This window comes from Enterobacter cloacae complex sp. 370H10 (genome assembly GCF_050031535.1).
In the GTDB taxonomy this organism is placed as follows: domain Bacteria; phylum Pseudomonadota; class Gammaproteobacteria; order Enterobacterales; family Enterobacteriaceae; genus Enterobacter; species Enterobacter intestinihominis.
In genome coordinates this window covers 1,450,603-1,472,654 of sequence record NZ_JBLGWG010000001.1, presented here as the reverse complement: position 1 = coordinate 1,472,654, position 22,052 = coordinate 1,450,603, and the positions used below count along the sequence as shown (strand labels likewise).

The 22,052-nt window shown below is 58.3% G+C and carries 20 protein-coding genes and 1 pseudogene; 7 read left to right on the top strand and 14 right to left on the bottom strand.

Features of this window, described 5'->3' with window-relative positions; genetic code table 11:
• Window positions 1-563 precede the first annotated feature (563 nt).
• A complete protein-coding gene (locus ACQG2Q_RS07150; RefSeq protein ID WP_023305730.1) occupies window positions 564-1,286 on the top strand; it encodes an ABC transporter ATP-binding protein in 723 nt (240 codons plus the stop codon).
• Here the strand turns inward: ACQG2Q_RS07150 and bioD are convergent.
• From bioD to bioB, 4 genes are read right to left on the bottom strand one after another with little or no spacing between them, the layout of a single operon-like run.
• Entirely contained in the window at window positions 1,249-1,950 is a 702-nt protein-coding gene (gene bioD, locus ACQG2Q_RS07145; protein ID WP_074169649.1) for a dethiobiotin synthase, read from the bottom strand. The genes ACQG2Q_RS07150 and bioD overlap by 38 nt on opposite strands.
• Window positions 1,943-2,698: a malonyl-ACP O-methyltransferase BioC gene (gene bioC / locus ACQG2Q_RS07140; protein ID WP_023299633.1), complete on the bottom strand. Its 756-nt coding sequence runs from the start codon at window positions 2,696-2,698 to the stop codon at window positions 1,943-1,945. The genes bioD and bioC overlap by 8 nt, the downstream gene beginning before the upstream one ends.
• Window positions 2,682-3,839, bottom strand: coding sequence for an 8-amino-7-oxononanoate synthase (gene bioF / locus ACQG2Q_RS07135; RefSeq protein WP_063850174.1), 1,158 nt, complete (start codon window positions 3,837-3,839; stop codon window positions 2,682-2,684). Before bioF ends, bioC begins: the two co-directional genes overlap by 17 nt.
• Window positions 3,836-4,876 carry a biotin synthase BioB gene (gene bioB / locus ACQG2Q_RS07130; protein ID WP_038415709.1) on the bottom strand — a complete coding sequence of 347 codons (1,041 nt, stop codon included), beginning with the start codon at window positions 4,874-4,876 and terminating at the stop codon, window positions 3,836-3,838. The genes bioF and bioB overlap by 4 nt, the downstream gene beginning before the upstream one ends.
• An 86-nt stretch (window positions 4,877-4,962) precedes the next feature.
• On the opposite strand from bioB, the gene bioA reads away from it, so the two are divergent.
• Complete coding sequence (gene bioA / locus ACQG2Q_RS07125) at window positions 4,963-6,252, top strand: adenosylmethionine--8-amino-7-oxononanoate transaminase (RefSeq protein WP_046618837.1); 1,290 nt, start codon at window positions 4,963-4,965, stop codon at window positions 6,250-6,252.
• Window positions 6,253-6,299: 47 nt separating this feature from the next.
• A complete protein-coding gene (locus ACQG2Q_RS07120) occupies window positions 6,300-6,776 on the top strand; it encodes a kinase inhibitor (protein WP_003858531.1) in 477 nt (158 codons plus the stop codon).
• 103 nt (window positions 6,777-6,879) lie between these two features.
• Here the strand turns inward: ACQG2Q_RS07120 and hutH are convergent, their stop codons facing one another.
• The 5 genes from hutH to hutI form a co-directional block, all read right to left on the bottom strand.
• The gene (gene hutH, locus ACQG2Q_RS07115) at window positions 6,880-8,400 is read right to left on the bottom strand and encodes a histidine ammonia-lyase (RefSeq protein ID WP_063850177.1); all 1,521 of its coding nucleotides are present in this window, start codon (window positions 8,398-8,400) and stop codon (window positions 6,880-6,882) included.
• A complete protein-coding gene (gene hutU / locus ACQG2Q_RS07110; protein WP_003858533.1) occupies window positions 8,397-10,085 on the bottom strand; it encodes a urocanate hydratase in 1,689 nt (562 codons plus the stop codon). Before hutU ends, hutH begins: the two co-directional genes overlap by 4 nt.
• 127 nt (window positions 10,086-10,212) lie before the next feature.
• Window positions 10,213-10,947 (bottom strand): histidine utilization repressor, encoded by a 735-nt coding sequence (locus ACQG2Q_RS07105; protein ID WP_046618841.1) that lies wholly within the window; start codon window positions 10,945-10,947, stop codon window positions 10,213-10,215.
• Window positions 10,948-10,966: 19 nt separating this feature from the next.
• Entirely contained in the window at window positions 10,967-11,905 is a 939-nt protein-coding gene (gene hutG / locus ACQG2Q_RS07100; RefSeq protein ID WP_063850179.1) for a formimidoylglutamase, read from the bottom strand.
• The gene (hutI, locus tag ACQG2Q_RS07095) at window positions 11,902-13,125 is read right to left on the bottom strand and encodes an imidazolonepropionase (RefSeq protein ID WP_063850180.1); all 1,224 of its coding nucleotides are present in this window, start codon (window positions 13,123-13,125) and stop codon (window positions 11,902-11,904) included. The genes hutG and hutI overlap by 4 nt, the downstream gene beginning before the upstream one ends.
• Window positions 13,126-13,348: 223 nt before the next feature.
• On the opposite strand from hutI, the gene ACQG2Q_RS07090 reads away from it, so the two are divergent.
• Window positions 13,349-14,632: a putative acyl-CoA thioester hydrolase gene (locus ACQG2Q_RS07090; RefSeq protein ID WP_017384948.1), complete on the top strand. Its 1,284-nt coding sequence runs from the start codon at window positions 13,349-13,351 to the stop codon at window positions 14,630-14,632.
• A 103-nt stretch (window positions 14,633-14,735) separates the two neighbouring features.
• On the opposite strand, the gene pgl is transcribed toward ACQG2Q_RS07090, so the two are convergent.
• Window positions 14,736-15,731, bottom strand: coding sequence for a 6-phosphogluconolactonase (gene pgl / locus ACQG2Q_RS07085; RefSeq protein WP_023305719.1), 996 nt, complete (start codon window positions 15,729-15,731; stop codon window positions 14,736-14,738).
• 119 nt (window positions 15,732-15,850) lie between these two features.
• On the opposite strand from pgl, the gene ACQG2Q_RS07080 reads away from it, so the two are divergent.
• A complete protein-coding gene (locus ACQG2Q_RS07080; RefSeq protein WP_022647486.1) occupies window positions 15,851-16,669 on the top strand; it encodes a pyridoxal phosphatase in 819 nt (272 codons plus the stop codon).
• Here ACQG2Q_RS07080 and modC read toward each other — a convergent pair whose 3' ends face one another.
• The 4 genes from modC to ACQG2Q_RS07060 all read right to left on the bottom strand — a co-directional run bounded on the left by modC (window position 16,670) and on the right by ACQG2Q_RS07060 (window position 19,524).
• On the bottom strand, window positions 16,670-17,728 hold the full coding sequence (modC, locus tag ACQG2Q_RS07075; protein WP_017384950.1) for a molybdenum ABC transporter ATP-binding protein ModC: 1,059 nt from the start codon (window positions 17,726-17,728) through the stop codon (window positions 16,670-16,672). It abuts the gene before it with no gap.
• Window positions 17,728-18,420 carry a molybdate ABC transporter permease subunit gene (gene modB, locus ACQG2Q_RS07070; RefSeq protein WP_045309132.1) on the bottom strand — a complete coding sequence of 231 codons (693 nt, stop codon included), beginning with the start codon at window positions 18,418-18,420 and terminating at the stop codon, window positions 17,728-17,730. The genes modC and modB overlap by 1 nt, the downstream gene beginning before the upstream one ends.
• Complete coding sequence (modA, locus tag ACQG2Q_RS07065; protein ID WP_023299624.1) at window positions 18,417-19,193, bottom strand: molybdate ABC transporter substrate-binding protein; 777 nt, start codon at window positions 19,191-19,193, stop codon at window positions 18,417-18,419. Before modA ends, modB begins: the two co-directional genes overlap by 4 nt.
• Window positions 19,194-19,371: 178 nt before the next feature.
• A complete protein-coding gene (locus ACQG2Q_RS07060; RefSeq protein ID WP_003858549.1) occupies window positions 19,372-19,524 on the bottom strand; it encodes an AcrZ family multidrug efflux pump-associated protein in 153 nt (50 codons plus the stop codon).
• A gap of 127 nt (window positions 19,525-19,651) precedes the next feature.
• Between ACQG2Q_RS07060 and modE the strand changes: the two are divergent.
• Together modE and modF are read left to right on the top strand one after the other, a co-directional pair.
• Window positions 19,652-20,439 (top strand): annotated as a pseudogene (gene modE, locus ACQG2Q_RS07055) (molybdenum-dependent transcriptional regulator).
• A gap of 67 nt (window positions 20,440-20,506) precedes the next feature.
• On the top strand, window positions 20,507-21,979 hold the full coding sequence (gene modF / locus ACQG2Q_RS07050; protein ID WP_063850181.1) for a molybdate ABC transporter ATP-binding protein ModF: 1,473 nt from the start codon (window positions 20,507-20,509) through the stop codon (window positions 21,977-21,979).
• Window positions 21,980-22,052 lie beyond the last annotated feature (73 nt).

The following is a 22,052-nucleotide window of genomic DNA, read 5'->3' as shown; positions in this document are numbered from 1 at the left end:
GGGTTATCCCCAGAACTATTACTTTTTTAACATTTGTCAAGGGCGGTTATGAAAGTTTTATGGCAACAGGTGTCGCTGGCGCTGAGGGAATTGCTTTTATCTAATTCGTTAAAAAATATAGACTATTTCCTAAAGCCGCGTTTCGCATCAATTTGGGCGTAACCCGCGTATTCTCTCGCTTATCGCGTGTTTTCTAACTCTAATGCACAAGGTTATCCACAGGAATAGTGGATAACTGCCTCCAGCCCGTACAGCATGCACTCCAGCAAATTCCCGGTTTTTCCCACGAAGCGGCAGTAAAAAATTTTTATCACTCTTTTTTGCCTGGAAAACGTTCATTTTTTCATAAGTAACCGGCGAGATCTTAATCACAATTCCGTCATTTTCCCTGCACCACGATTCGACACGCACGGCACCGGGAGCGTGCAATTCGAACAAACGTTAAGCTTTTAGCAGTGGGTTATTCCTAAAAATGGCTCTTTTTTAATCATTATTTTGTTTCTGGCAGGCGTTTTGCAGATATCAGCCTGAGCATTACCCCACACATTTTTAAGGAGAGAAAGATGTTGAGTCTGCGTGCTGTAAATCAGTTTTACGGAAGCCAACATACGCTATGGAACGTGAATATCGATTTCCCGCAAGGCATCTGTACGGGCATTGTTGGCCTGCCTGGCATGGGTAAATCCACGCTCATGAACTGCATTACCGGAAAGGTGCCCGTTGAGAGCGGCACCATCATCTGGCATGAGGCTGGCGCGCCGCCGCGTAATTTGCTCAGCCCTGCGTCAGCATTAACGGCGCCGCCAACGATAGGCTACGTCCCGCAGGATCGGCGGATATTTTCCCAACTGACCGTCGATGAAAATCTGCATATCGCTATGCGGGCGACGGGGAAATCCGACCCGACATCAAAAAATGACGTGTACGCCCTGTTTCCGGAGCTCTATCCGCTGCGACAGAGCCGTGCCTCTGCGCTGTCCCCCGACGACCAGTATCAGCTGGCCCTCGCCAGTGCGCTGGTTAATCGCCCGCGCGTGTTGATTCTGGATGAGCCCATGTATGGCGCAGGGCAAGGCTTCGCCCGCAGGCTGGGTCAACTGCTGGTACGGTTGAATCGGGAGCTGGGAATGACGGTGCTGTTAGCGGAGCAACAGCTGTCGTTTATCCGCCGGGTAGCGGATCGTTTCTGCATGCTCTATCGCGGGCGTAACGTGGCACAGGGCCACGTTAACGAGCTGGATGATGACCTTATTGCGCACTGGATGGCGCGGGACATAAGGCGCTGAGGTCAAGATAGCGTCCGGTTTCCGCCTGCTCTGCGCCGTCGGCAAGCCACGGGATCTCGCCGAGAAACGGCGCAGGCAGCACCCGCTTCAGCGTCGCCAGATACTCAGCATGACGTTTACCCGGCGCAACCACGTCATTGGCAATCCACCCTGCCAGACGCAACCCGGCCTGCTGCACGGCCTGAGCGGTCAGCATGGCGTGATTGATACAGCCAAGCTTCACGCCGACTACCAGAATGACCGGAAGCTGTTCGGCCTGCACCCAGTCAGCAAAGGTCTGCTCGTCGGACAGCGGGGTAAACCAGCCGCCAGCCCCCTCCACCAGCACCCAGTCGGCCTGCGTTTCCAGGTTGCGTAATCCGGAAGAGAGCACCGAAAAATCAATCGGACGATCTTCATCGGCGCTGACGATGTGCGGCGAGGTGGGTTCAGCAAAGGTATAGGGATTCACCGCAGAATAGGCCAGCGCAAGGCTGCTGTTACGCTGTAGCGCCAGCGCATCAGTATTGCGTAAGCCTTCCGGCGTCATCTCGCTGCCGGAGGCTACGGGCTTATACCCGGCCGTTGTTTTCCCCAGCAGACACGCCGCCTGCAACAGCGCGGCGCTGGCAACCGTTTTACCGACCTCAGTGTCCGTACCGGTAACAAAATAACGTTCAGTCACGTTCAATAATCCCATGAAAAAGATGATAAGAGAGCGGGAACCGGCCCCGATCCTGCGGCCAGGCCAGCCCGAGACGCTGGAGTTGTCCGCGGGTAAGGGGTTTCTTCTCCCGACCGGCGTGCAGGTGCGTCGCGCCTATGCCCTTAAGAGAGCGCATGGCGCTTAACGCATCGCTAAATTCGAGGGTGACGGTCTGGACCTCACTGCGATAGCGCCAGCCTGCCAGCGCCTGAGTGACCTGTTCGTGCGAGAGAAACCTGTTGGCGTGCGGCTGCGCATCCACCGCCCTCCACGCCTGATTCAGCTCCGGCAACGAACTTTCCAGCAGGGTGGTAAAGGCCACCGCTCCGCCGGGCCGTGCCACGCGGTAAAGCTCGCGTAGCGCCTGCGACAGGCTGGTGCACCACTGCACCGCAAGATGGCTCCAGACGAGGTCAAACAGCGCATCCTCCAGCGGGATGGCCTCGATATCGGCCACCAGATAGCGCTCTGCTGACTGCTGCTGGCGGGCTTCATCCAGCATCTGCGCGGATAAATCCAGCGCCGTGACGTGGCTGCCCGTTGCGCGCCAGTAGCGGCTATTGCCGCCTGGCCCGCAGCCCGCGTCCAGCACCTGCATAAAATGCCCCTCACCGAGCGCGGCCAGCAGCCCGCGCGCGCTCAGGCGTTGCAGCTCATCGTGCTGTGAATAGCTTTGCGCTGCCCGGCCAAACGCGGCGGCAACGGCCTGTTTATTGACGGGAGACATACAGTGCCTCCAGAAGCGTATCGATATCCTGCGGCTCGTGCGCTGCCGTAAGCGTCAGACGCAAGCGCGCGGTGCCTGGCGGCACGGTGGGTGGGCGGATCGCCGTGACCCACTGCCCGCGTTCTCGTAGCGCCTGTGCCAGCATCAGCGCCCGATGGTTTTCACCCACAATCACGGGCTGAATGGCGCTGTGCGAGTCGGTAAGCCGGTAAGGCAGTTCGCTTACCCCCCGGCGAAAACGCTGTATATGGTCGGCCAGGCGAGCCCGGCGTTCAGCGCCGTCTTCGCCGCGGATCACCGCAAGCGACGCTGAGAGTGCCACGGCCTGCGCCGGGGGCATGCTGGTGCTGTAGATCAGGTGCCGTGCGAACTGCACCAGGTAGTCGGCCAACGGCTCGCTGCACAACACCGCGGCGCCGCTGACGCCAAAGCCTTTTCCAAAGGTGACCACCAGCAGTTCCGGCCTGACGCCCTGCAGATAAGCGCTTCCGCGCCCCTCCTCGCCGGTGACGCCAATGCCGTGGGCATCGTCGACCAGCAGCCAGGCGTTTTGCTGTTTTGCGGCGTCGTGCAACGCGGCCAGGGGCGCGCTGTCGCCGTCCATGCTAAATACCCCTTCCGTGACCGCCAGCTGAAGCCCTGAACAGGGTTTACCCAGCAGGACGTTCAGCTGAGAGGCATCGTTATGGGCAAAACGCCGCAGCTGTGCCGGGCTGAGACTGGCGGCTTCAAGCAGGGAGGCGTGGCTCAGGCGGTCCGCGATGATGCGGTCGTCTTTGCCCATCAGGGCGGCAATCACCGCCTGATTCGCGGCAAAACCGGAGATAAACAACAGCGCCCGCGGGTAGCCCAGCCAGTCGGCCAACGCTTCCTCCAGCGCCTGATGCGCCGTGGTGTAGCCGCTGACGTGCCCGGAGCCACCGCTGCCCACGCCGTAACGATCCGCGCCCTGCTGCAAGGCACGAACGATCTGCGGGTGCTGGCTCAGGCCCAGATAATCGTTGCTGGAGAAATTACAGAACCGCTCTCCTTCCCGGGTGAGAAAACGGCCTGCACCGTTTTCCACTACCCTGCGTACCCGAAACGCATCCGCCGCCCGCCGCTCGTCGAGCGCGGTCCTGATACGTGCCTGCCAGGTCATACGGCTGCCGCGTTGTAGAACTGGTCAGTGTCGGCGTTGAAAATCTGCTGCTCCAGCTGCTGCTGTTGCTCGTTATCCCCCGCCTGTACCCCGGTCTGGTGTGGGTTCAGCCCCAGCTTGCGGAACAGCTGAACGTCTTTGTCCTCTTCCGGGTTTGGTGTGGTCAGCAGTTTGCAACCGTAGAAGATGGAGTTGGCCCCGGCCATAAAGCACATCGCCTGGGTCTGCTCGCTCATCTGCTCGCGACCGGCAGAGAGGCGAACGTAAGAGGTTGGCATCATGATGCGCGCCACCGCGATGGTGCGGATGAAATCGAAGGCATCCACGTCCTCATTATCCGCCAGCGGCGTACCTTTTACCTTCACCAGCATGTTGATGGGCACGCTTTCCGGCGGGGTCGGCAGGTTCGCCAGCTGTAACAGCAGGCCGGCACGATCTTTTACCGTTTCGCCCAGTCCCACGATCCCGCCGGAACAGACCTTGATCCCCGCATCACGCACTTTATCCAGCGTGTCCAGACGCTCCTGATAGGTGCGCGTGGTGATGATGTTGCCGTAGAATTCCGGCGAGGTATCGAGGTTGTGATTGTAGTAATCCAGCCCTGCCGCCGAGAGGCGCTGCGCCTGCTCCTCGTTTAGCGTACCCAGGGTCATGCAGGCTTCAAGCCCCATCTCCTTCACCCCCTTCACCATCTGCTCCAGATAGGGCATGTCGCGCTCATGGGGGTTTTTCCACGCCGCGCCCATGCAGAAGCGGGTTGAGCCAGCGTTTTTGGCCTTGCGCGCTGAGTCGAGCACCTGCTCGACTTCCATCAGGCGCTCGGATTCGAGACCGGTTTTATAGCGCGCGCTTTGCGGGCAATATTTGCAGTCTTCCGGGCAAGCCCCGGTTTTAATCGACAGCAGCGTGCTGACCTGAACATGACGCGGATCGAAGTGCTGGCGGTGCACCTGTTGCGCCTCAAACATCAGCTCCAGGAAAGGTTTGTTGAATAATTCAGTGACTTGCGACATCGTCCAGCGTGCGTGGTGAGCCATCGGGCTTCTCCAAAGGGTTTTGTTAATTGTCGGTTCGGTTTATACTTGTAAACCTAAAACTTTTCAAAATGGTTTACAAGTCGATTATGACCCAGGACGATCTCACCTTCGACAAGCAGCATATCTGGCACCCTTACACCTCCACGACCCGCCCCCTTCCCGTCTATCCGGTAGCCTCGGCCCACGGCTGCGAGCTGCATCTCGCCAGCGGCGAGCGGCTTGTTGACGGGATGTCCTCCTGGTGGGCGGCGATCCATGGCTACAACCACCCGCGTCTGAACGCGGCGATGAAAGCGCAGATTGACCAGATGTCACACGTGATGTTTGGCGGGATCACGCATCAGCCCGCGGTGGATTTATGCCGTCGCCTGGTAGCGATGACGCCTGAATCGCTGGAGTGTGTTTTCCTGGCTGATTCCGGCTCGGTGGCCGTGGAAGTGGCGATGAAAATGGCGTTGCAGTACTGGCATGCGAAGGGCGAAACGCGCCAGCGGTTCCTCACCTTCCGCAACGGCTATCACGGCGACACCTTCGGGGCGATGTCGGTGTGCGATCCGGACAACTCCATGCACAGCCTGTGGAAAGGCTACCTGCCGGAAAACCTGTTTGCGCCAGCCCCGCAGAGCCGCTTCGACGGCGAATGGGACGAGATGGACATGGTGGGCTTCGCGCGGTTGATGGCGGCCCATCGCCACGAGATTGCCGCCGTTATTCTCGAACCGATTGTGCAGGGCGCGGGCGGAATGCGGATGTATCACCCCGAGTGGCTGAAGCGCATTCGGAAGATGTGCGACCGCGAAGGGATTTTGCTGATTGCCGATGAGATCGCCACCGGTTTTGGTCGTACCGGGAAGCTGTTTGCCTGCGAGCATGCGGGGATCGCGCCGGATATTCTGTGCCTGGGGAAAGCGCTCACCGGCGGCACCATGACGCTCTCCGCCACGCTCACCACCCGCCAGGTTGCCGACACCATCAGCGACGGCGACGCGGGCTGCTTTATGCACGGCCCGACGTTTATGGGCAACCCGCTGGCCTGCGCCGTGGCAAGCGAAAGCCTCGCCATTCTGGAGAGCGGCGAGTGGCAGACGCAGGTGGCGGCGATTGAGGCGCAGCTGAAGCAGCAGCTAAGCGTGGCGGCGGATGCGGAATACGTCGCGGACGTCCGCGTGCTGGGCGCCATCGGGGTGATCGAGACAACGCATCCGGTGAACATGGCCGCGTTGCAGCGCTTCTTCGTTGACCAGGGCGTTTGGGTGCGACCTTTCGGTAAGCTGATTTACCTCATGCCGCCGTACAGCATTTCTCCGGATCAGCTCCACAAGCTGACCGGGGCAGTGGTTAAAGCCGTTAACATATCAGCGCATTTCACGATTTAACCCCATGCGTTACACTTTCTGAATGAGTGAGTAACGAGGGAAATAGGATGAAAATCATCAGTAAAGATTTGCGCGACGGCGAAAAGCTGCCGGAACGTCACGTGTTTAACGGGATGGGTTATCAGGGAGATAATATCTCTCCCCATCTGGCGTGGGACGATGTACCAGCGGGAACCAAAAGTTTTGTCGTGACCTGCTACGATCCGGATGCGCCAACCGGCTCGGGCTGGTGGCACTGGATCGTGGCAAACCTGCCCGCCGACACCCGCGTGCTGCCGCAGGGTTCCGGTTCCGATCTGGTTGCCCTGCCCGACGGTGCGATTCAGACCCGCACGGACTTTGGCAAAGCGGGCTACGGCGGCGCGGCGCCGCCAAAAGGGGAAACGCACCGCTATATCTTCACGGTGCACGCGCTGGATGTGGACAAGATTGAGGTTGACGAAGGGGCGAGCGGGGCAATGGTAGGCTTTAACGTCCATTTCCATTCGCTGGGCAGCGCGTCGATTACGGCGATGTATTCGTAATCGTGCGGGCTGATGCCCTCACCCCGGCCCTCTCCCACAGGGAGAGGGAGAAAACCTAACAATCCCCTCTCCCACAGGGAGAGGGTTAGGGTGAGGGTAAAAATCACAGCACGGAAGGTAGCAGTCCTGCAAGGGTTTCTTCTTCCAGAAGCTGTATCGCCTTATCAATATCCGGCGCAAAGAAGCGGTCCTCATCGTAGTGCGTAACGTGCTCGCGCAGCGTATGACGCGCCTGCTCCAGCAGCGGGCTGGATTTTAGCCCTTCGCGTAAATCAATACCCTGACACGCCGCCAGCCATTCCACCGCCAGCACGCCGCGGGTGTTGGAGGCCATCTCCCACAGTCGACGCCCGGCAGCCGGGGCCATCGAAACGTGATCTTCCTGATTTGCTGACGTTGGCAGGCTGTCCACGCTGTGCGGATGCGACAGGGCTTTGTTTTCGCTTGCCAGTGCTGCGGCGGTGACCTGGGCGATCATAAAGCCCGAGTTCACGCCGCCGTTGCGCACCAGGAATGGCGGCAGCTGGGACATGTGTTTATCCATCATTAGTGCGATTCGACGCTCGGACAAGGCTCCGATTTCGGCAATCGCCAGCGCGATATTATCTGCGGCCATCGCCACCGGCTCGGCGTGGAAGTTGCCGCCAGAAACCACCTCGTTTTCCTGGGCAAACACCAGCGGGTTATCGGACACCGCATTGGCCTCCACCAGCAGCACTTCTGCCGCCTGGCGCAGCTGCGTCAGGCATGCGCCCATCACTTGCGGCTGGCAGCGCAGGGAATACGGATCCTGCACCTTCTCGCAGTTATGGTGTGATTCGGCAATGTCGCTGGTATCGGTAAGTACGTGGCGGTACATGGCTGCGGCATCAATCTGACCACGCTGGCCGCGCACCTCGTGGATGCGGGCATCGAACGGACGACGCGAGCCGAGCACCGCTTCAGTGGTCAGCGCACCACACACCACCGCGGAGGCGAACAGATCTTCTGCTTCAAACAGGCCGCGCAGCGCAAAGGCCGTCGACGCCTGCGTGCCGTTGAGCAGCGCCAGCCCTTCTTTTGCCGCGAGGGTGATCGGCGCTAAGCCGGCTTTTTTCAGCGCCTCTTTCGCAGGCAGCCACTCCCCTTGCCAGCGCGCCTTGCCTTCACCCAGCAGGAGCAGTGACATATGCGCCAGCGGCGCCAGATCGCCGGAAGCTCCAACGGAGCCTTTTGCCGGTATCCACGGATAAACTTCCGCATTCACCAGCGCCATCAGCGCCTGGATCACGCTCAGACGAATGCCGGAAAACCCACGCGCCAGGCTGTTGATTTTCAACACTATCATCAGGCGGACGATCTCATCGTCCAGCGGCTGGCCAACCCCCGCCGCGTGCGACAACACCAGCGAACGTTGTAAATTCTCCAGATCGTGCGTGGCAATGCGGGTCTGTGCCAGCAGGCCAAACCCGGTATTGATGCCGTAGGCGGTGCGCCCCTCCGCTACAATCGCCTCCACGCAGGCCACGCTGTCGTTAATGGCACGGTGGGCGCTTTCATCAAGGGCGAGTGTCACCGGCTGACGCCAGACGTGACGCAGCTGTTTGAGCGACAAAGAGCCGGGAGTAAGTGTTAACGCGTTCATGCAGGCTTTCCTTGTGTGGCGGGGATCATCGGCAGGTTCAGGCCCTGCTCTTTGGCACAATCAATGGCAATCTCGTAACCCGCATCCGCGTGGCGCATTACGCCGGTTGCCGGGTCGTTATGCAGCACGCGAGCAATACGTGCCGCCGCTTCGTCGGTACCGTCACAGACGATGACCATCCCGGAGTGCTGGGAGAAGCCCATCCCGACGCCGCCGCCGTGGTGCAGCGACACCCAGGTTGCGCCACTGGCGGTGTTCAGCAGGGCATTCAGCAGCGGCCAGTCGGAGACCGCATCCGAGCCGTCGCGCATGGCTTCGGTTTCACGGTTCGGACTGGCGACAGAGCCGGAGTCCAGGTGGTCGCGGCCAATGACGATCGGCGCGGAGACTTCGCCGCTGCGCACCATTTCGTTAAAGGCGAGGCCGAGTTTTTGCCGCCACTCCAGCCCGACCCAGCAGATACGCGCCGGTAAGCCCTGAAAATTAATGCGCTCGCGCGCCATGTCCAGCCAGCGGTGCAGATGTTCATCGTCGGCGACAATTTCCTTCACTCTGGCGTCGGTTTTGTAGATATCCTCCGGGTCGCCGGACAGGGCAACCCAGCGGAACGGCCCGATGCCGCGGCAGAACAGCGGACGAATATAGGCGGGCACGAAGCCGGGGAAGTCAAAGGCGTTATTCACCCCCATCTCTTTCGCCATCTGGCGGATGTTATTCCCGTAATCAAAGGTCGGAATCCCCATCTTACTGAAGGCGAGCATCGCGGAGACGTGTTCCGCCATGGCGCGTTTAGCCGCCAGTACCGTGCCCTCAGGATCGGTTTCCGCTTTTTGCTGGTAATCTTCCCACGTCCAGCCTTTTGGCAGGTAACCATGAAGAGGATCGTGAGCGCTGGTCTGGTCGGTGACCAGATCCGGACGCACGCCGCGCGCCACCAGTTCCGGCAGAATATCCGCCGCGTTGCCGCACAGGGCAACCGACACGGCTTTGCCTTCAGCGGTGTACTTTTTGATGCGCGCCAGCGCGTCATCGAGGTTGTCGGCCTGTTCATCAACATAGCGGGTACGCAGACGGAAATCGATGCGGCTCTGCTGGCACTCAATGTTCAGGGAGCACGCGCCCGCCAGCGTCGCGGCCAGCGGCTGCGCGCCGCCCATGCCGCCCAGTCCGGCGGTGAGCACCCAGCGGCCTTTCAGTGAGCCGTTATAGTGCTGTCGGCCCGCTTCCACGAAGGTTTCATAGGTGCCCTGCACAATCCCCTGGCTGCCGATGTAGATCCAGCTACCCGCGGTCATCTGGCCGTACATGGCCAGCCCTTTTGCGTCCAGCTCGTTGAAGTGTTCCCACGTCGCCCAGTGCGGCACCAGGTTGGAGTTGGCAATCAGCACACGGGGCGCATTTTTATGGGTTTTGAATACGCCAACCGGTTTGCCGGATTGCACCAGCAGCGTTTCGTCGTTTTCGAGATTCGTCAAAGACTCAACAATCGCGTCATAGCACGCCCAGTTGCGTGCGGCGCGACCAATGCCGCCGTAGACCACCAGCTCATGGGGATTCTCTGCTACCTCAGGATCAAGGTTGTTCATTAACATGCGCAGCGGTGCTTCGGTGAGCCAGCTTTTTGCGGTGAGCGTGGTGCCGCGCGCGGCGCGGACATCCTGCTTGCGGTATTTATCTGACGACATTGTGTGTTCCTCATAAGGGACAGGTGATGCATTTAGATATACTTGTATAGACAAGCACACACAAGGTCGGATTTAACAAAAAAGATACAATTTTGCTATATTGCGTTAGCGATCACGCTTATAAAACTTATGACATAAAGTGGCCCTGCAACCGGTAACGATTCCCCGGGAACAGCAGCTTCGCATGCGACACGATCTGCGAGGATGACCAGGTACGACGGCGGATCAGCAGGCAGGGATCATGCTCTTTAATACGCAACAACTCGCACTCCTGAGGCGTGGCGCGCACGGCCTCCACGATATGCTCCCCTTCCGTCAGCGGGGCGACGAGCGAGAGATACGCATGCGGTGTGGTTTGGGTGTAATCCTGGTTCAGGTAGTCCGGGATCCGCTCCGCGTTGACGCAGCGATCTTCAATCTGGACCGGAATATCGTTCTCATAATGCACCATCACCGAATGGAAGATCCGGGTGCCCTCTTTAACGTTCAGCTCGATGGCCTGTTCGGCGCTGGCCTGCGTCTCTTCAAGCACCAGCACTTCGCAGTGGTGCTGATGGTTGCGGGCGGCAATTTCATCGGCAATGCTGCGGATTTCAAACAGCGCCGACTGTCCTTTTGGCTCGGCGACAAAGGTTCCGACACCCTGCAAACGCACCAGCAACCCTTCATCGGTCAGTTCCCGCAGCGCCCGGTTAATGGTCATTCGACTAAAGCCAAACTGCGCGACCAGTTCAGCTTCGGAGGGAATACGGTCGTGCGGACGCCAGACGCCGGCAGCAATTTTTTCGCTGATCGCCTGCTTCACCTTTTCGTAAAAAGGCGCGGGAGGGCTCGGCTGCGGCAGGGGCGAGCGTGAAAACATCATGACTCCTTGAATGTTGTTATGCCCACCAGTGAGCAATTTGCCAGGCCAGTCGGGCGGCAAGCTTCGCCCCCTGACCGTCCCGGTCGTAGTGCGGATTATATTCCACCAGATCCGCCGCCTGTAGTTTACCGCTTCGGCAGATACGCTCAATCACCGGGAACAGATCCAGCGCCGGGATCCCCAACGCCGCAGGGGCGGACACGGCGGGCATTTCTGCGGCGGGCAGCACATCAAGGTCAATGGTGAGATAAACCCGGTCTGCCTGCGCAAGCACGCTATCCAGCGCGGATAGCGCATCCCGGCGAAAATCGAGATCTTCAACCAGCATCACGTTCAACCGTTCAGCTTCCTCCCACAGCGCCTGGGTATTCGCCGCACGGCTTACCCCCAGGCAGGCGTAGTGAAACGACCGCGACTGCGACGCGCAGTAGAGCGCCAGCTGGCGGAACGGCGTGCCGGACGTAGCCCGTTCAGCCTTACGTAAATCGAGGTGCGCATCCAGGTTGATCACCGCAATGCGATCGTTCGGAAAGGCGTCCAGCACGCCGCGCCCGTGCGCCCAGGCGGTTTCATGTCCACCGCCAAAAACCAGAGTACGCATCCCGGATTGCTGGCACGCGGTTATGGCCTCGCTCAGCGCCTGCTGTGCCGCCTCCAGCGCATTGCCTTCAACAAAAATGGAGCCCATATCCACGAGGCGCGCATGCCCCTGATGGCTCGCCATATTCGCCAGCGCGCCGCGCAGCACATCGGGAGCCTGTGCAGCACCGGGCCTGCCCTGGTTACGCTTAACCCCTTCATCACATTCAAAGCCCAGCAGGGCGATGCCTGACGGCGCGGGAGAAAAGTGTACGCGCTGCTGTATGGTCTGGAAGAGACGTTTCGCGGTGCTGGATTCGGCGCTGTCGTCACGACCCTGCCAGACCTGCGGGGAAACGGGATGCCACAATTTCATGCTACCTGCCCCCGAAACACGCGTTGATATAAAGGATTCCGCCCCGGCTCGTAAACCATCTCAACCGGGTGATTCGCCTCCCAGACGACGAAATCAGCCACATAACCGGGCTTTAACTGCCCGTGTGTCGCACCACGACCTAGCGCCTGCGCCGCATGCCGCGTCACGCCAGCCCAGGCCTCTTCCGGCGTGAGGCCAAACTGGACGCAGGCCATGTTCATTGCCAGATGCAGGCTGGCAAACGGGCTGGTGCCCGGGTTGTAGTCGGTAGCCACCGCCATCGGCACGCCCTGCTCTCTGAGCTGCGCCACCGGTGGACGCTGGCGCTCCTGAAGAAAATAGAACGCGCCGGGGAGCAATACCGCCACCGTGCCGCTTTGCGCCATCGCCTGAATACCTGCATCATCGAGATACTCAATATGATCGGCCGACAGCCCCTTATACTGGCTGACCAGCGCCGCGCCGCCCAGATTCGACAGCTGCTCTACATGCCCTTTAACCGGTATCCCGAGCGCGGCGGCGGCCTGGAACAGGCGCTCGGTTTGCGCCGGGGTAAAGCCGACGTTTTCACAAAACACGTCCACCGCTTCAAATAACTCTTTTTGCCACAGCGTGGGCATGATCTGCTCACAGACCAGCGTGAGATAGGCATCCGGATCCTGTCGGTACTCGGCAGGAACGGCGTGCGCGGCCAGCAGCGTCGGGCTGATATCGACCAGATTGTTCAGGCTGAGCTGGCGGGCAACCAGCAGCATTTTCTCTTCGGCCTGGACGTTCAGTCCGTATCCCGATTTGATTTCAATGGTCGTTACGCCTTCATTCATCAGCCGCTGGAGCCGCTGCTGTGCCACCGTCAGGAGCATTTCCGGCGAACTGTTGCGGGTCGCCGTGACCGTGGCGTTAATACCGCCGCCCTGCGCGCTAATGGTCTGATACGACACGCCGTTAAGCCGTTGCTCCCATTCCGCTGCGCGATCGCCGCCGAACACCAGATGGGTGTGGCAATCGATCAGGCCGGGAGTAACCAGACGCCCGTCGAGATCGACACACTGACGATGCCCGGAGGGGATCTCGGCTTCAGGAATAACGGCCGCAATCGTCTGGCCGCGCACGACGAGGGCATGTTGTTCTTTCAGGCCGTAGGGTTCCGGCTCACCTGTCGCCAGGGTCGCCAGTCGCGCATTTCGCCATATCACATCATCGGGATGAAGCTGCTGCATGTGCCTTCCGCTTGTCATGGGTTGTATAGACATTTATTTTCATCTGTCACCTGCTGTCAACCGCCTTGCAGGAAAATGTTATTTATTTGTGATGACTTTCCCGTCGCCTGCGGGCAAAAATGCAACTTTTCCCGTTTTTATCTTCCCGTTTCGCTCAACTTAGTATAAAAAAGCAGGCTATTTCGTCTATTCAGATAAGACTTGCATACCCAGGAGCATTACCTTGAATATTTCCAGGATTTCCCGTCTGGCGTTGGCACTCGCCTTTGGCGTGACTTTATCCGCTTGCAGTTCAACACCACCGGATCAGCAACCTTCTGAGCAGGTTGCTCCGGGCACCGCTTCCCGTCCGATCCTGTCAGCGGCTGAAGCGAAGAACTTCACCCGTGCGCACTATTTCTCGGCGATGGATCCCAATGCAGCCCCATGGACGCCTTCTTCTATTAACCTGCCGAAACAGCCAGACTTCGTTGTCGGCCCGGCCGGAGCAGAGGGCGTTACGCACACCTCAATTCAGGCAGCTGTTGATGCCGCAATCACCAAACACAGCGCATCTCGTCAGTACATTGCCATCCTGCCGGGTGAATACGAAGGAACCGTTTATGTTCCGGCTGCACCGGGAAGCATTACGCTTTACGGACTTGGCGAAAAAGCGGTCGACGTGAAAATTGGCCTGGCGATTGATTCAGAGATCGACAGCACCACCTGGCGCCATCTGGTGAACCCAGCCGGTAAATACATGCCAGGTAAACCGGCGTGGTATATGTTTGATAACTGCCAGCGCAAACGTGCCGCCACCATTGGCGTGATGTGCTCGGCAGTATTCTGGTCACAGAACAACGGCCTGCAATTGCAGAACCTGACCATTCAGAACACCCTGGGCGACAGCGTTGACGCAGGTAATCACCAGGCCGTGGCGCTGCGTAGCGATGGCGACAAGGTACAGATTAACAACGTCAATATCCTGGGCCGCCAGAATACCTTCTTCGTGACCAACAGCGGCGTGCAGAATACCCTTCAGAACAACCGTCTGACGCGTACTCTGGTCACCAACAGCTACATTGAAGGCGACGTGGATATGGTCTCCGGTCGCGGCGCGGTGGTGTTTGATAACACCGACTTCCGCGTGGTGAATTCACGTACGCAGCAGGAAGGTTACGTCTTTGCCCCGGCCACGCAGTCCAACCTGTTCTATGGCTTCCTGGCCGTGAATAGCCGCTTTACTGCTGCTGGCGATGGCGTGGCGCAGCTTGGCCGCTCTCTGGACGTGGACTCCGCCACTAACGGCCAGGTCGTGATCCGCGACAGCGTGATTAACGAAGGCTTTAACATGGCGAAACCGTGGGCGGATGCGGCGATCTCGAAACGTCCTTTCTCCGGCAACACCGGCACGGTGGATGATAAAGACAACGTGCAGCGTAACCTGAACGACGCTAACTTCAACCGCATGTGGGAATACAACAACCGCGGTCTGGGTAGCAAAGTGGTTGCTGAACCGAAGCAGTAAAATGCCTGCTGCCGGGTGGCGGCTACGCCTTACCCGGCCTACCTCATGCATTAACCACGCATAAAAAAACCTCGCATGTGCGAGGTTTTTTTTCGTCTACGGATCAGTGAGCGTTAATCACAACCCACATCGGCCCTTGTCCGACCGCATAGCGTCCTTTCTCTTCCAGTAGACCCTGCACGCCTTTGATTTCATAGAGCGCGATGTGGTGGGATTTCTGCCCCGCAGCAATCAGGTATTTGCCGCTGTGATCGACATTAAAGCCGCGCGGCTGGGTTTCTGTCGGCTGGAAGCCCTCAACTGCCAGAACGCTGCCGTCTTCTGAGACGCTGAAGACGGTGATCAGACTGGAGGTACGGTCACAGGCATACAGGTGGCGGCCATCGGGCGTGATGTGAATGTCTGCCGCCCAGCGTGTGTCGGAGAAATCAGCTGGCATCATGTCCAGCGTCTGTACGCACTCGATCTGCCCGTTAGGATCGTTCAGCTCCCAGACATCTACCGAGCTGTTCAGCTCGTTAACGACATAGGCATACTGCTGATTCGGGTGGAAGACCATATGGCGCGGGCCTGCGCCTTCCACGGTGGTGACTTCCGCCGGGCTCTGCGCGACCAGATGACCGTCATCGCTCAGGGTAAACAGGCAGATGCGATCCTGCTTCAGCGCTGGCACCCACAGCGTGCGGTTATCCGGCGAAATGTTGGCGGAGTGGCAACCCTCAAGCCCTTCTACCACGTCGACGGTTTCAACGGGAATACCGTCTTCCAGGCGGGTGACGCTCACGCAGCCTGCATTGTAGGAGCCGCTGAAGATAAAGTTGCCTTTATGGTCGGTAGAAATATGGGTCGGGCTGCCCGGCAGCGGCGCTTCTGCGGTATAGGTCAGCGCGCCGTCATCCGGGGAGATGCGGTATGCGAGTACGCGGAATTCCGGGCGTACCCCGACATAAAGAAAACGTTTATCCGGGCTGACGACCATCGGCTGCACCTGGCCTGGCACATCAACAACCTGAACCAGCGTAAGCGAACCTTCTGTATTCAAACGCCAGACATGGATCTGCTGACTTTCAGGACTGGCGGTATAAACGGTTTGTTTCATGAATACTCCTGATTATTTTTAACGGTGAATGCTGAATTGTAGTCCGGGATTTTGCAGGGTTCCGCTCTCGGTGTACCATCCCGACAGACCTTAAATTCAACATTAACCCGGAAGAAAAAATGACCTCGCGAGTGATTGCCCTGGATTTAGACGGAACACTGCTTACCCCTCAGAAAACCCTGCTCCCCTCTTCTCTTGAGGCCCTCAAACGAGCCCGGGAAGCGGGGTATCAACTTCTCATCGTAACGGGTCGACATCACGTAGCCATTCATCCTTTTTATCAGGCACTGGGCTTAGATACACCTGCAATTTGTTGTAATGGCACCTATTTGTATGATTATCAGGCAAAAAAGGTTTTAACCTCTGATCCGCTTCCCGTTCCGCAGGCGCTGCAATTGATTGATTTACTGGATGAGCACGCGATTCACGGCCTGATGTATGTGGATAACGCCATGCTGTATGAACGCCCTACCGGCCATGTGATCCGCACCAGCAACTGGGCCCTGTCCCTGCCGGAAGCGCAGCGTCCGGTGTTCACTCAGGTTTCCTCCCTGCGCCAGGCGGCGGAAGACGTCCAGGCAATCTGGAAATTTGCCCTGACCGATGAAGACACTGCCAAACTGAATACCTTCGCAAAACATGTCGAGCATACGCTGGGTCTGGAATGTGAATGGTCCTGGCACGATCAGGTGGATATCGCCCGTAAAGGCAACAGCAAAGGAAAGCGTTTGACCCAGTTCGTTGAGTCACAGGGCTGGTCAATGCAGGACGTGATTGCCTTCGGCGATAACTATAACGACATCAGCATGCTGGAAGCGGCCGGAACGGGCGTGGCGATGGGCAACGCCGATGATGCGGTGAAAGCGCGTGCTAACGTGGTGATTGGCGATAACACCACCGACAGCATCGCGCAGTATATTTATACCCACCTGCTGTAATCAGGCGGTGATAGAGACGCTCTTGATTTGCGCGTAAAGCCACAGGCCAGGCTTGATGCCTAACTCATCCCTGGCCCACGGGCTGATGCGCGCCCACAGCGTTCTGTTGCCCACTTCCAGTTGCACTTCTACCTGGCCGTTATCATCAAAACACTGCGCCACTTTTGCGCGCAAAATATTGCGGATACTGGTTTGCAGCGGCGGTTGCAGCACCAGGGAGACATCCGACGCCTGAATGCGGATCCGTAACGTGGACTGAATCGGCGTATCGATTTTATTCACCCACAAATGCTGGTCACCCAGCGCCAGCGCGGTCATCGCATAATGTGGATGGTGCTCCAGCACGCTCACCTTCAGAATGCTGCTCTGCTGCTCCTTTGGCAGCCACGGATGCATAACGCTGCTGCCCCATACCTCTTCCAGATTGCCGAATGCCTTCACCCTGCCCGCCTCCAGCACCAGCACTTTGTCGGCCAGATGTAAGATCTCATCCAGCGAATGGCTGACGTACAGCATGGGCACGTTGATTTCCCGCGCCAGACGTTGCAGATACGGCAGCAACTCGCGCTTGCGCGGAATATCCAGCGAGGCCAGCGGCTCATCCAGCAGCAACAATTCCGGCGCGGTTAACAGGGCGCGGCCAATTGCCACGCGCTGTTTTTCACCACCCGACAGCGAAGACGGGAGACGATCGAGCAGCGGTTCGATGCCCAGCAGCGCCACCAGCTTATCGAACTGTCCGGCCATGCTTTTTGCCATGCCATAGCGCAGATTTCCGCGCACGCTGTAGTGCGGAAACAGGCGCGCATCCTGAAACACATAGCCGATGCGGCGCTTATCCGGTGACAGGCAGACCTTCTTCTCCGCGTCGTTTAAGACGCGGTTATTTAACACAATTCTGCCAGACTGGGGACGCGTCAGACCGCTAATCGCATTAATCAGCGACGTTTTCCCTGCCCCGGAAACGCCAAAAATGGCGGTGATACCGCTGGCAGGCAGCGTTTCGTTAAGCGTCAGAGTGTGGCTGCCCAGGGTTTGCGTAAAGTTGAGTTCCAGCATCACGGTTTCCCCATCCGTTCACGGCTAAGGCGCGCCAGCCATTCAGACACCAGCAGCGAGACCAGGGCGAGTACAATCGAAATAATACACAGCCGGGCCGCCGCACTTTCGCCACCCGGGGTTTGAATCAGGGTATACATGGCCGACGGGATGGTCCGCGTCTCGCCGGGAATGTTGGACACAAAGGTGATGGTCGCGCCGAACTCACCCAGTGAGCGGGCGAAGGCTAACACCGTACCGACGATAATGCCCGGTAAGGTGAGCGGAAGCGTAATGGTCAGGAATACTCGCCAGCGGCCTGCACCCAACGTGCGGGCGGCCTGCTCTAGCCGGATATCCACCCCTTCCAGCGCCAGGCGGATAGCGCGCACCATTAGCGGGAAGGACATTACTGCCGCGGCCAGAACCGCGCCGCGCCAGCTGAAAGCAAAGGTCAGGCCGAACCAGTCGTACAGCCATTCGCCGATAAAACCGCGTCGCCCCATGGAGATCAGCAGCAGATAGCCGACCACCACAGGCGGTAACACGAGCGGAAGATGGAGAACACTGTCGAGCAGGGCTTTGCCTGGAAACTTCACGCGAACCAGTAACCAGGCAAAGAACACCCCAAAGGGCAAACTCAGCGCAACCGCCAGGGAAGAGACTTTCAGGCTCAGCAGCACGGCCTGCCATTCAGGTTCGGTCAATATCATTCGTGAGTCGTAAATCCGTAACGTTTAAAGATAGCGGACGCTTCAGGCCCCTTCAGGTAGTCAACGAAGGCCGTCACGGTCGCATTTTTATGTCCATCAACTATCGCAACAGGATATTCTACTTTCTTATGCGAGTCTTCCGGGAAGGTACCGACCACCTTCACACCTTTACTGGCGACGGCATCGGAGCCGTAAACGATCCCGAGTGGCGCTTCGTTACGCTCCACCAGCGCCAGCGCGCCGCGCACATCTTCTGCGGGAGCCAGCTTCGGCGATAAGGTCTCCCATGCGCCCAGTTTTTGCAGCGCTTCTTTCGCATAAATCCCGGCAGGAACATGCTCCGGATCGCCTACCGCCAGACGGCCACCGTTGAGCAGACGGGTCCAGTCCGTCTGTTTGTTGATGGCGATGTCGCCCTGCTTGCTGTTTGCGGGCGCGACCACCACCAGGCTATTTCCCAGCAGCGTTTCGCGGCTAGCCGTATCAACAGATTTTTTCTCCACCGCGTAGTCCATCCATTTCTGATCGGCAGAGATGAACAGATCAGCCGGAGCCCCCGCTTCGATCTGGCGGGCCAGCGTGGACGAGGAGGCAAACGACGAAACGACCTCGACGTTTTTCTCTTTTTTGTATACCGCAGCAATATCCTGCATCGCGTTAGTCAGCGACGCCGCCGCAAAGACCGTGATTTTTCCTTCATCCGCCAGCGCGTGGCCGGTGAGTGAGAGAGTCAGCGTTGCCCCTGCGAAAAGGCGTACCCATGAACGTGCCATTTGAAGCTCCTGTGCATATCGTTATATACAAACAAATATAACGACATATCGCAGGCGTTCCTAGCGCTAAATCGTACCCATTAATGCGTAAACTCAAGGAACGTTGTAAAAGATATCGGCGGGAGAGGAATAAACTTGAGAGCAAAACGCCCGGGCTGGCCGGGCGTTTTGGAGGAAATCATTGCTGCTTTTTAGGCTGGTCACGACGATGACCAATGTTCGAAAAGACGTTGAACACTTCACCCAGGCCGTAGATGGCACCGAGGATGATAGCCATCACTACTGGCACCATGATTACCGCGAATACCAGACTTTTCAATAACTCTAACATGGTTTTCTCCAGATCTTGTGAACGGCTTATTCTACCCTGAAAAGTAAGAAAAACATCCCCTTTTGTGCGGTGCGCTTTCCGCACCCGGACATTTGGGTCACAATAACCTTTTTGCCGGGACATTGTTATGCAGGCCGAAATTCTCCTCACCCTACGACTTCAGCAGAAGCTTTTCGCCGATCCGCGACGCATCGCCCTGTTAAAACAAATAGAACAAACTGGCTCGATTAGCCAGGGAGCCAAAAACGCCGGCATCAGCTATAAAAGCGCCTGGGATGCGATTAACGACATGAACACCCTGAGCGAACAAACGCTGGTAGAGCGCGCCACCGGCGGAAAAGGCGGCGGCGGCGCCGTGTTGACGCGTTACGGGCAACGCCTGATCCAGCTCTATGACTTACTGGCGCAGATCCAGCAAAAAGCATTTGATGTGCTGAGCGATGACGACAACCTGCCGCTGGACAGCCTACTGGGCGCCATCTCCCGCTTCTCTTTGCAGACCAGCGCCCGCAACCAATGGTTTGTACGGTGACGGGGCGCGATCATTCGCAGGTGCAGGAGCATATTGAGATCCTGCTCGCGGACGGCACAACGCGCCTGAAAGCCGCCATCACCGCGCAAAGCGGTCAACGCCTTGGGCTGAACGAAGGTCAGGAGGTGCTGGTATTACTCAAAGCGCCCTGGATCAGCATCACGCTTAACCCTGAGCAGGCCGCCGAGGCCGACAACCAGCTACGCGGGCGTATCAGCCACATCGAGCGCGGCGCAGAACAGTGTGAAGTGCTGATGACCCTGCCGGATGGACAGTCGCTCTGCGCCACCGTTCCGGTGAACGACGCGACCGAATTAGATGAAGGTGCTGTGGTGACCGCATATTTCAATGCAGACCGGGTAATTATCGCCACATTGTGCTAAGCGCATTGACAACCCCACCAACACTGAGTATCCCTGACATCTGTTGCTGCAAAAAATGGGATAACACATGTCATCATTGCATATTTCGCAAGGCACGTTTCGTCTTAGCGATACCCGTACCTTATCGCTGCCAGAGTTAACCCTTCGCGCCGGAGAAAGCTGGGCGTTTGTGGGCACGAACGGCAGCGGAAAATCCGCGCTGGCCCGCGCTCTGGCAGGCGAATTAACCCAGCTGAAGGGTGAGCGTCAGTGCACCTTTACCCGGCTGACGCGCCTTTCCTTTGAACAGCTGCAAAAGCTGGTCAGCGATGAGTGGCAGCGTAACAATACCGATTTGCTCAGCCCCGGCGAAGAAGATACCGGCCGCACGACGGCGGACATTATCCAGGATGAGATAAAAGATCCTGCCCGCTGTCAGCAGCTGGCGGAGCAATTTGGCATTACCGCCCTGCTTAACCGCCGCTTTAAATATCTCTCTACCGGCGAGACGCGCAAAACGCTGCTGTGTCAGGCGCTGATGAGCGAGCCGGAACTCCTGATTCTGGATGAACCGTTTGACGGACTGGATGTGCAGTCCCGCGCGCAGCTGGCAGCGTTGCTGGCGTCGCTTAACCAGCAGGGATACACCCTTGTGCTGGTCCTTAACCGCTTTGATGAGATCCCGGATTTCGTACATTACGCGGGCGTGCTGGCGGACTGTAGCCTGACCGAAACCGGCGAGAAAGCCGTACTGCTCCGGCAGGCGCTAATTGCACAGCTGGCCCACAGCGAGAAACTGGACGGTATTGCGCTGCCGGAGCCGGATGCCCCTTCGGCACGCCACGGGCTGGAACCTGACCAGCCGCGCATTGTGCTGCGCGATGGGGTGGTTGCTTACGACGATCGCCCTATTCTTAATCATCTCAGCTGGACGGTTAATCCTGGTGAGCACTGGCAGATCGTCGGCCCCAACGGGGCGGGTAAATCCACGCTGCTAAGCCTGATCACTGGCGATCACCCGCAGGGTTACAGCAACGATTTGACCCTCTTCGGCCGCCGCCGCGGCAGCGGGGAAACCATCTGGGATATCAAAAAGCATATCGGTTATGTCAGCAGCAGCCTGCATCTGGACTACCGGGTGAGCACTACGGTGCGAAACGTGATCCTCTCTGGCTTCTTCGATTCCATTGGTATTTATCAGGCCGTATCCGACAAGCAGCACAAGCTGGCGCAGCAGTGGCTGGATATTCTGGGTATGGACAACCGGGTAGCCGATGCGCCATTCCACAGCCTGTCGTGGGGGCAGCAGCGGCTGGCATTGATCGTCCGCGCGCTGGTTAAGCATCCTACTCTGCTGATTCTTGATGAACCGTTGCAGGGGCTGGATCCCCTCAACCGTCAGCTGATCCGCCGCTTTGTGGATGTCCTGATTAGCGAAGGTGAAACCCAGCTGCTGTTTGTCTCCCACCATGCTGAGGATGCCCCATCCTGCATCACCCATCGGCTGGAATTTGTGCCTGACGGCGAGCATTACCGCTACCTGCTGAGCATAATCGATTAACGCGTGGAGGGCGCTGCCCTCCGCTTTTCAGACAACCTGCAACAATACATCTCTATCTCTTTGATCTACAATG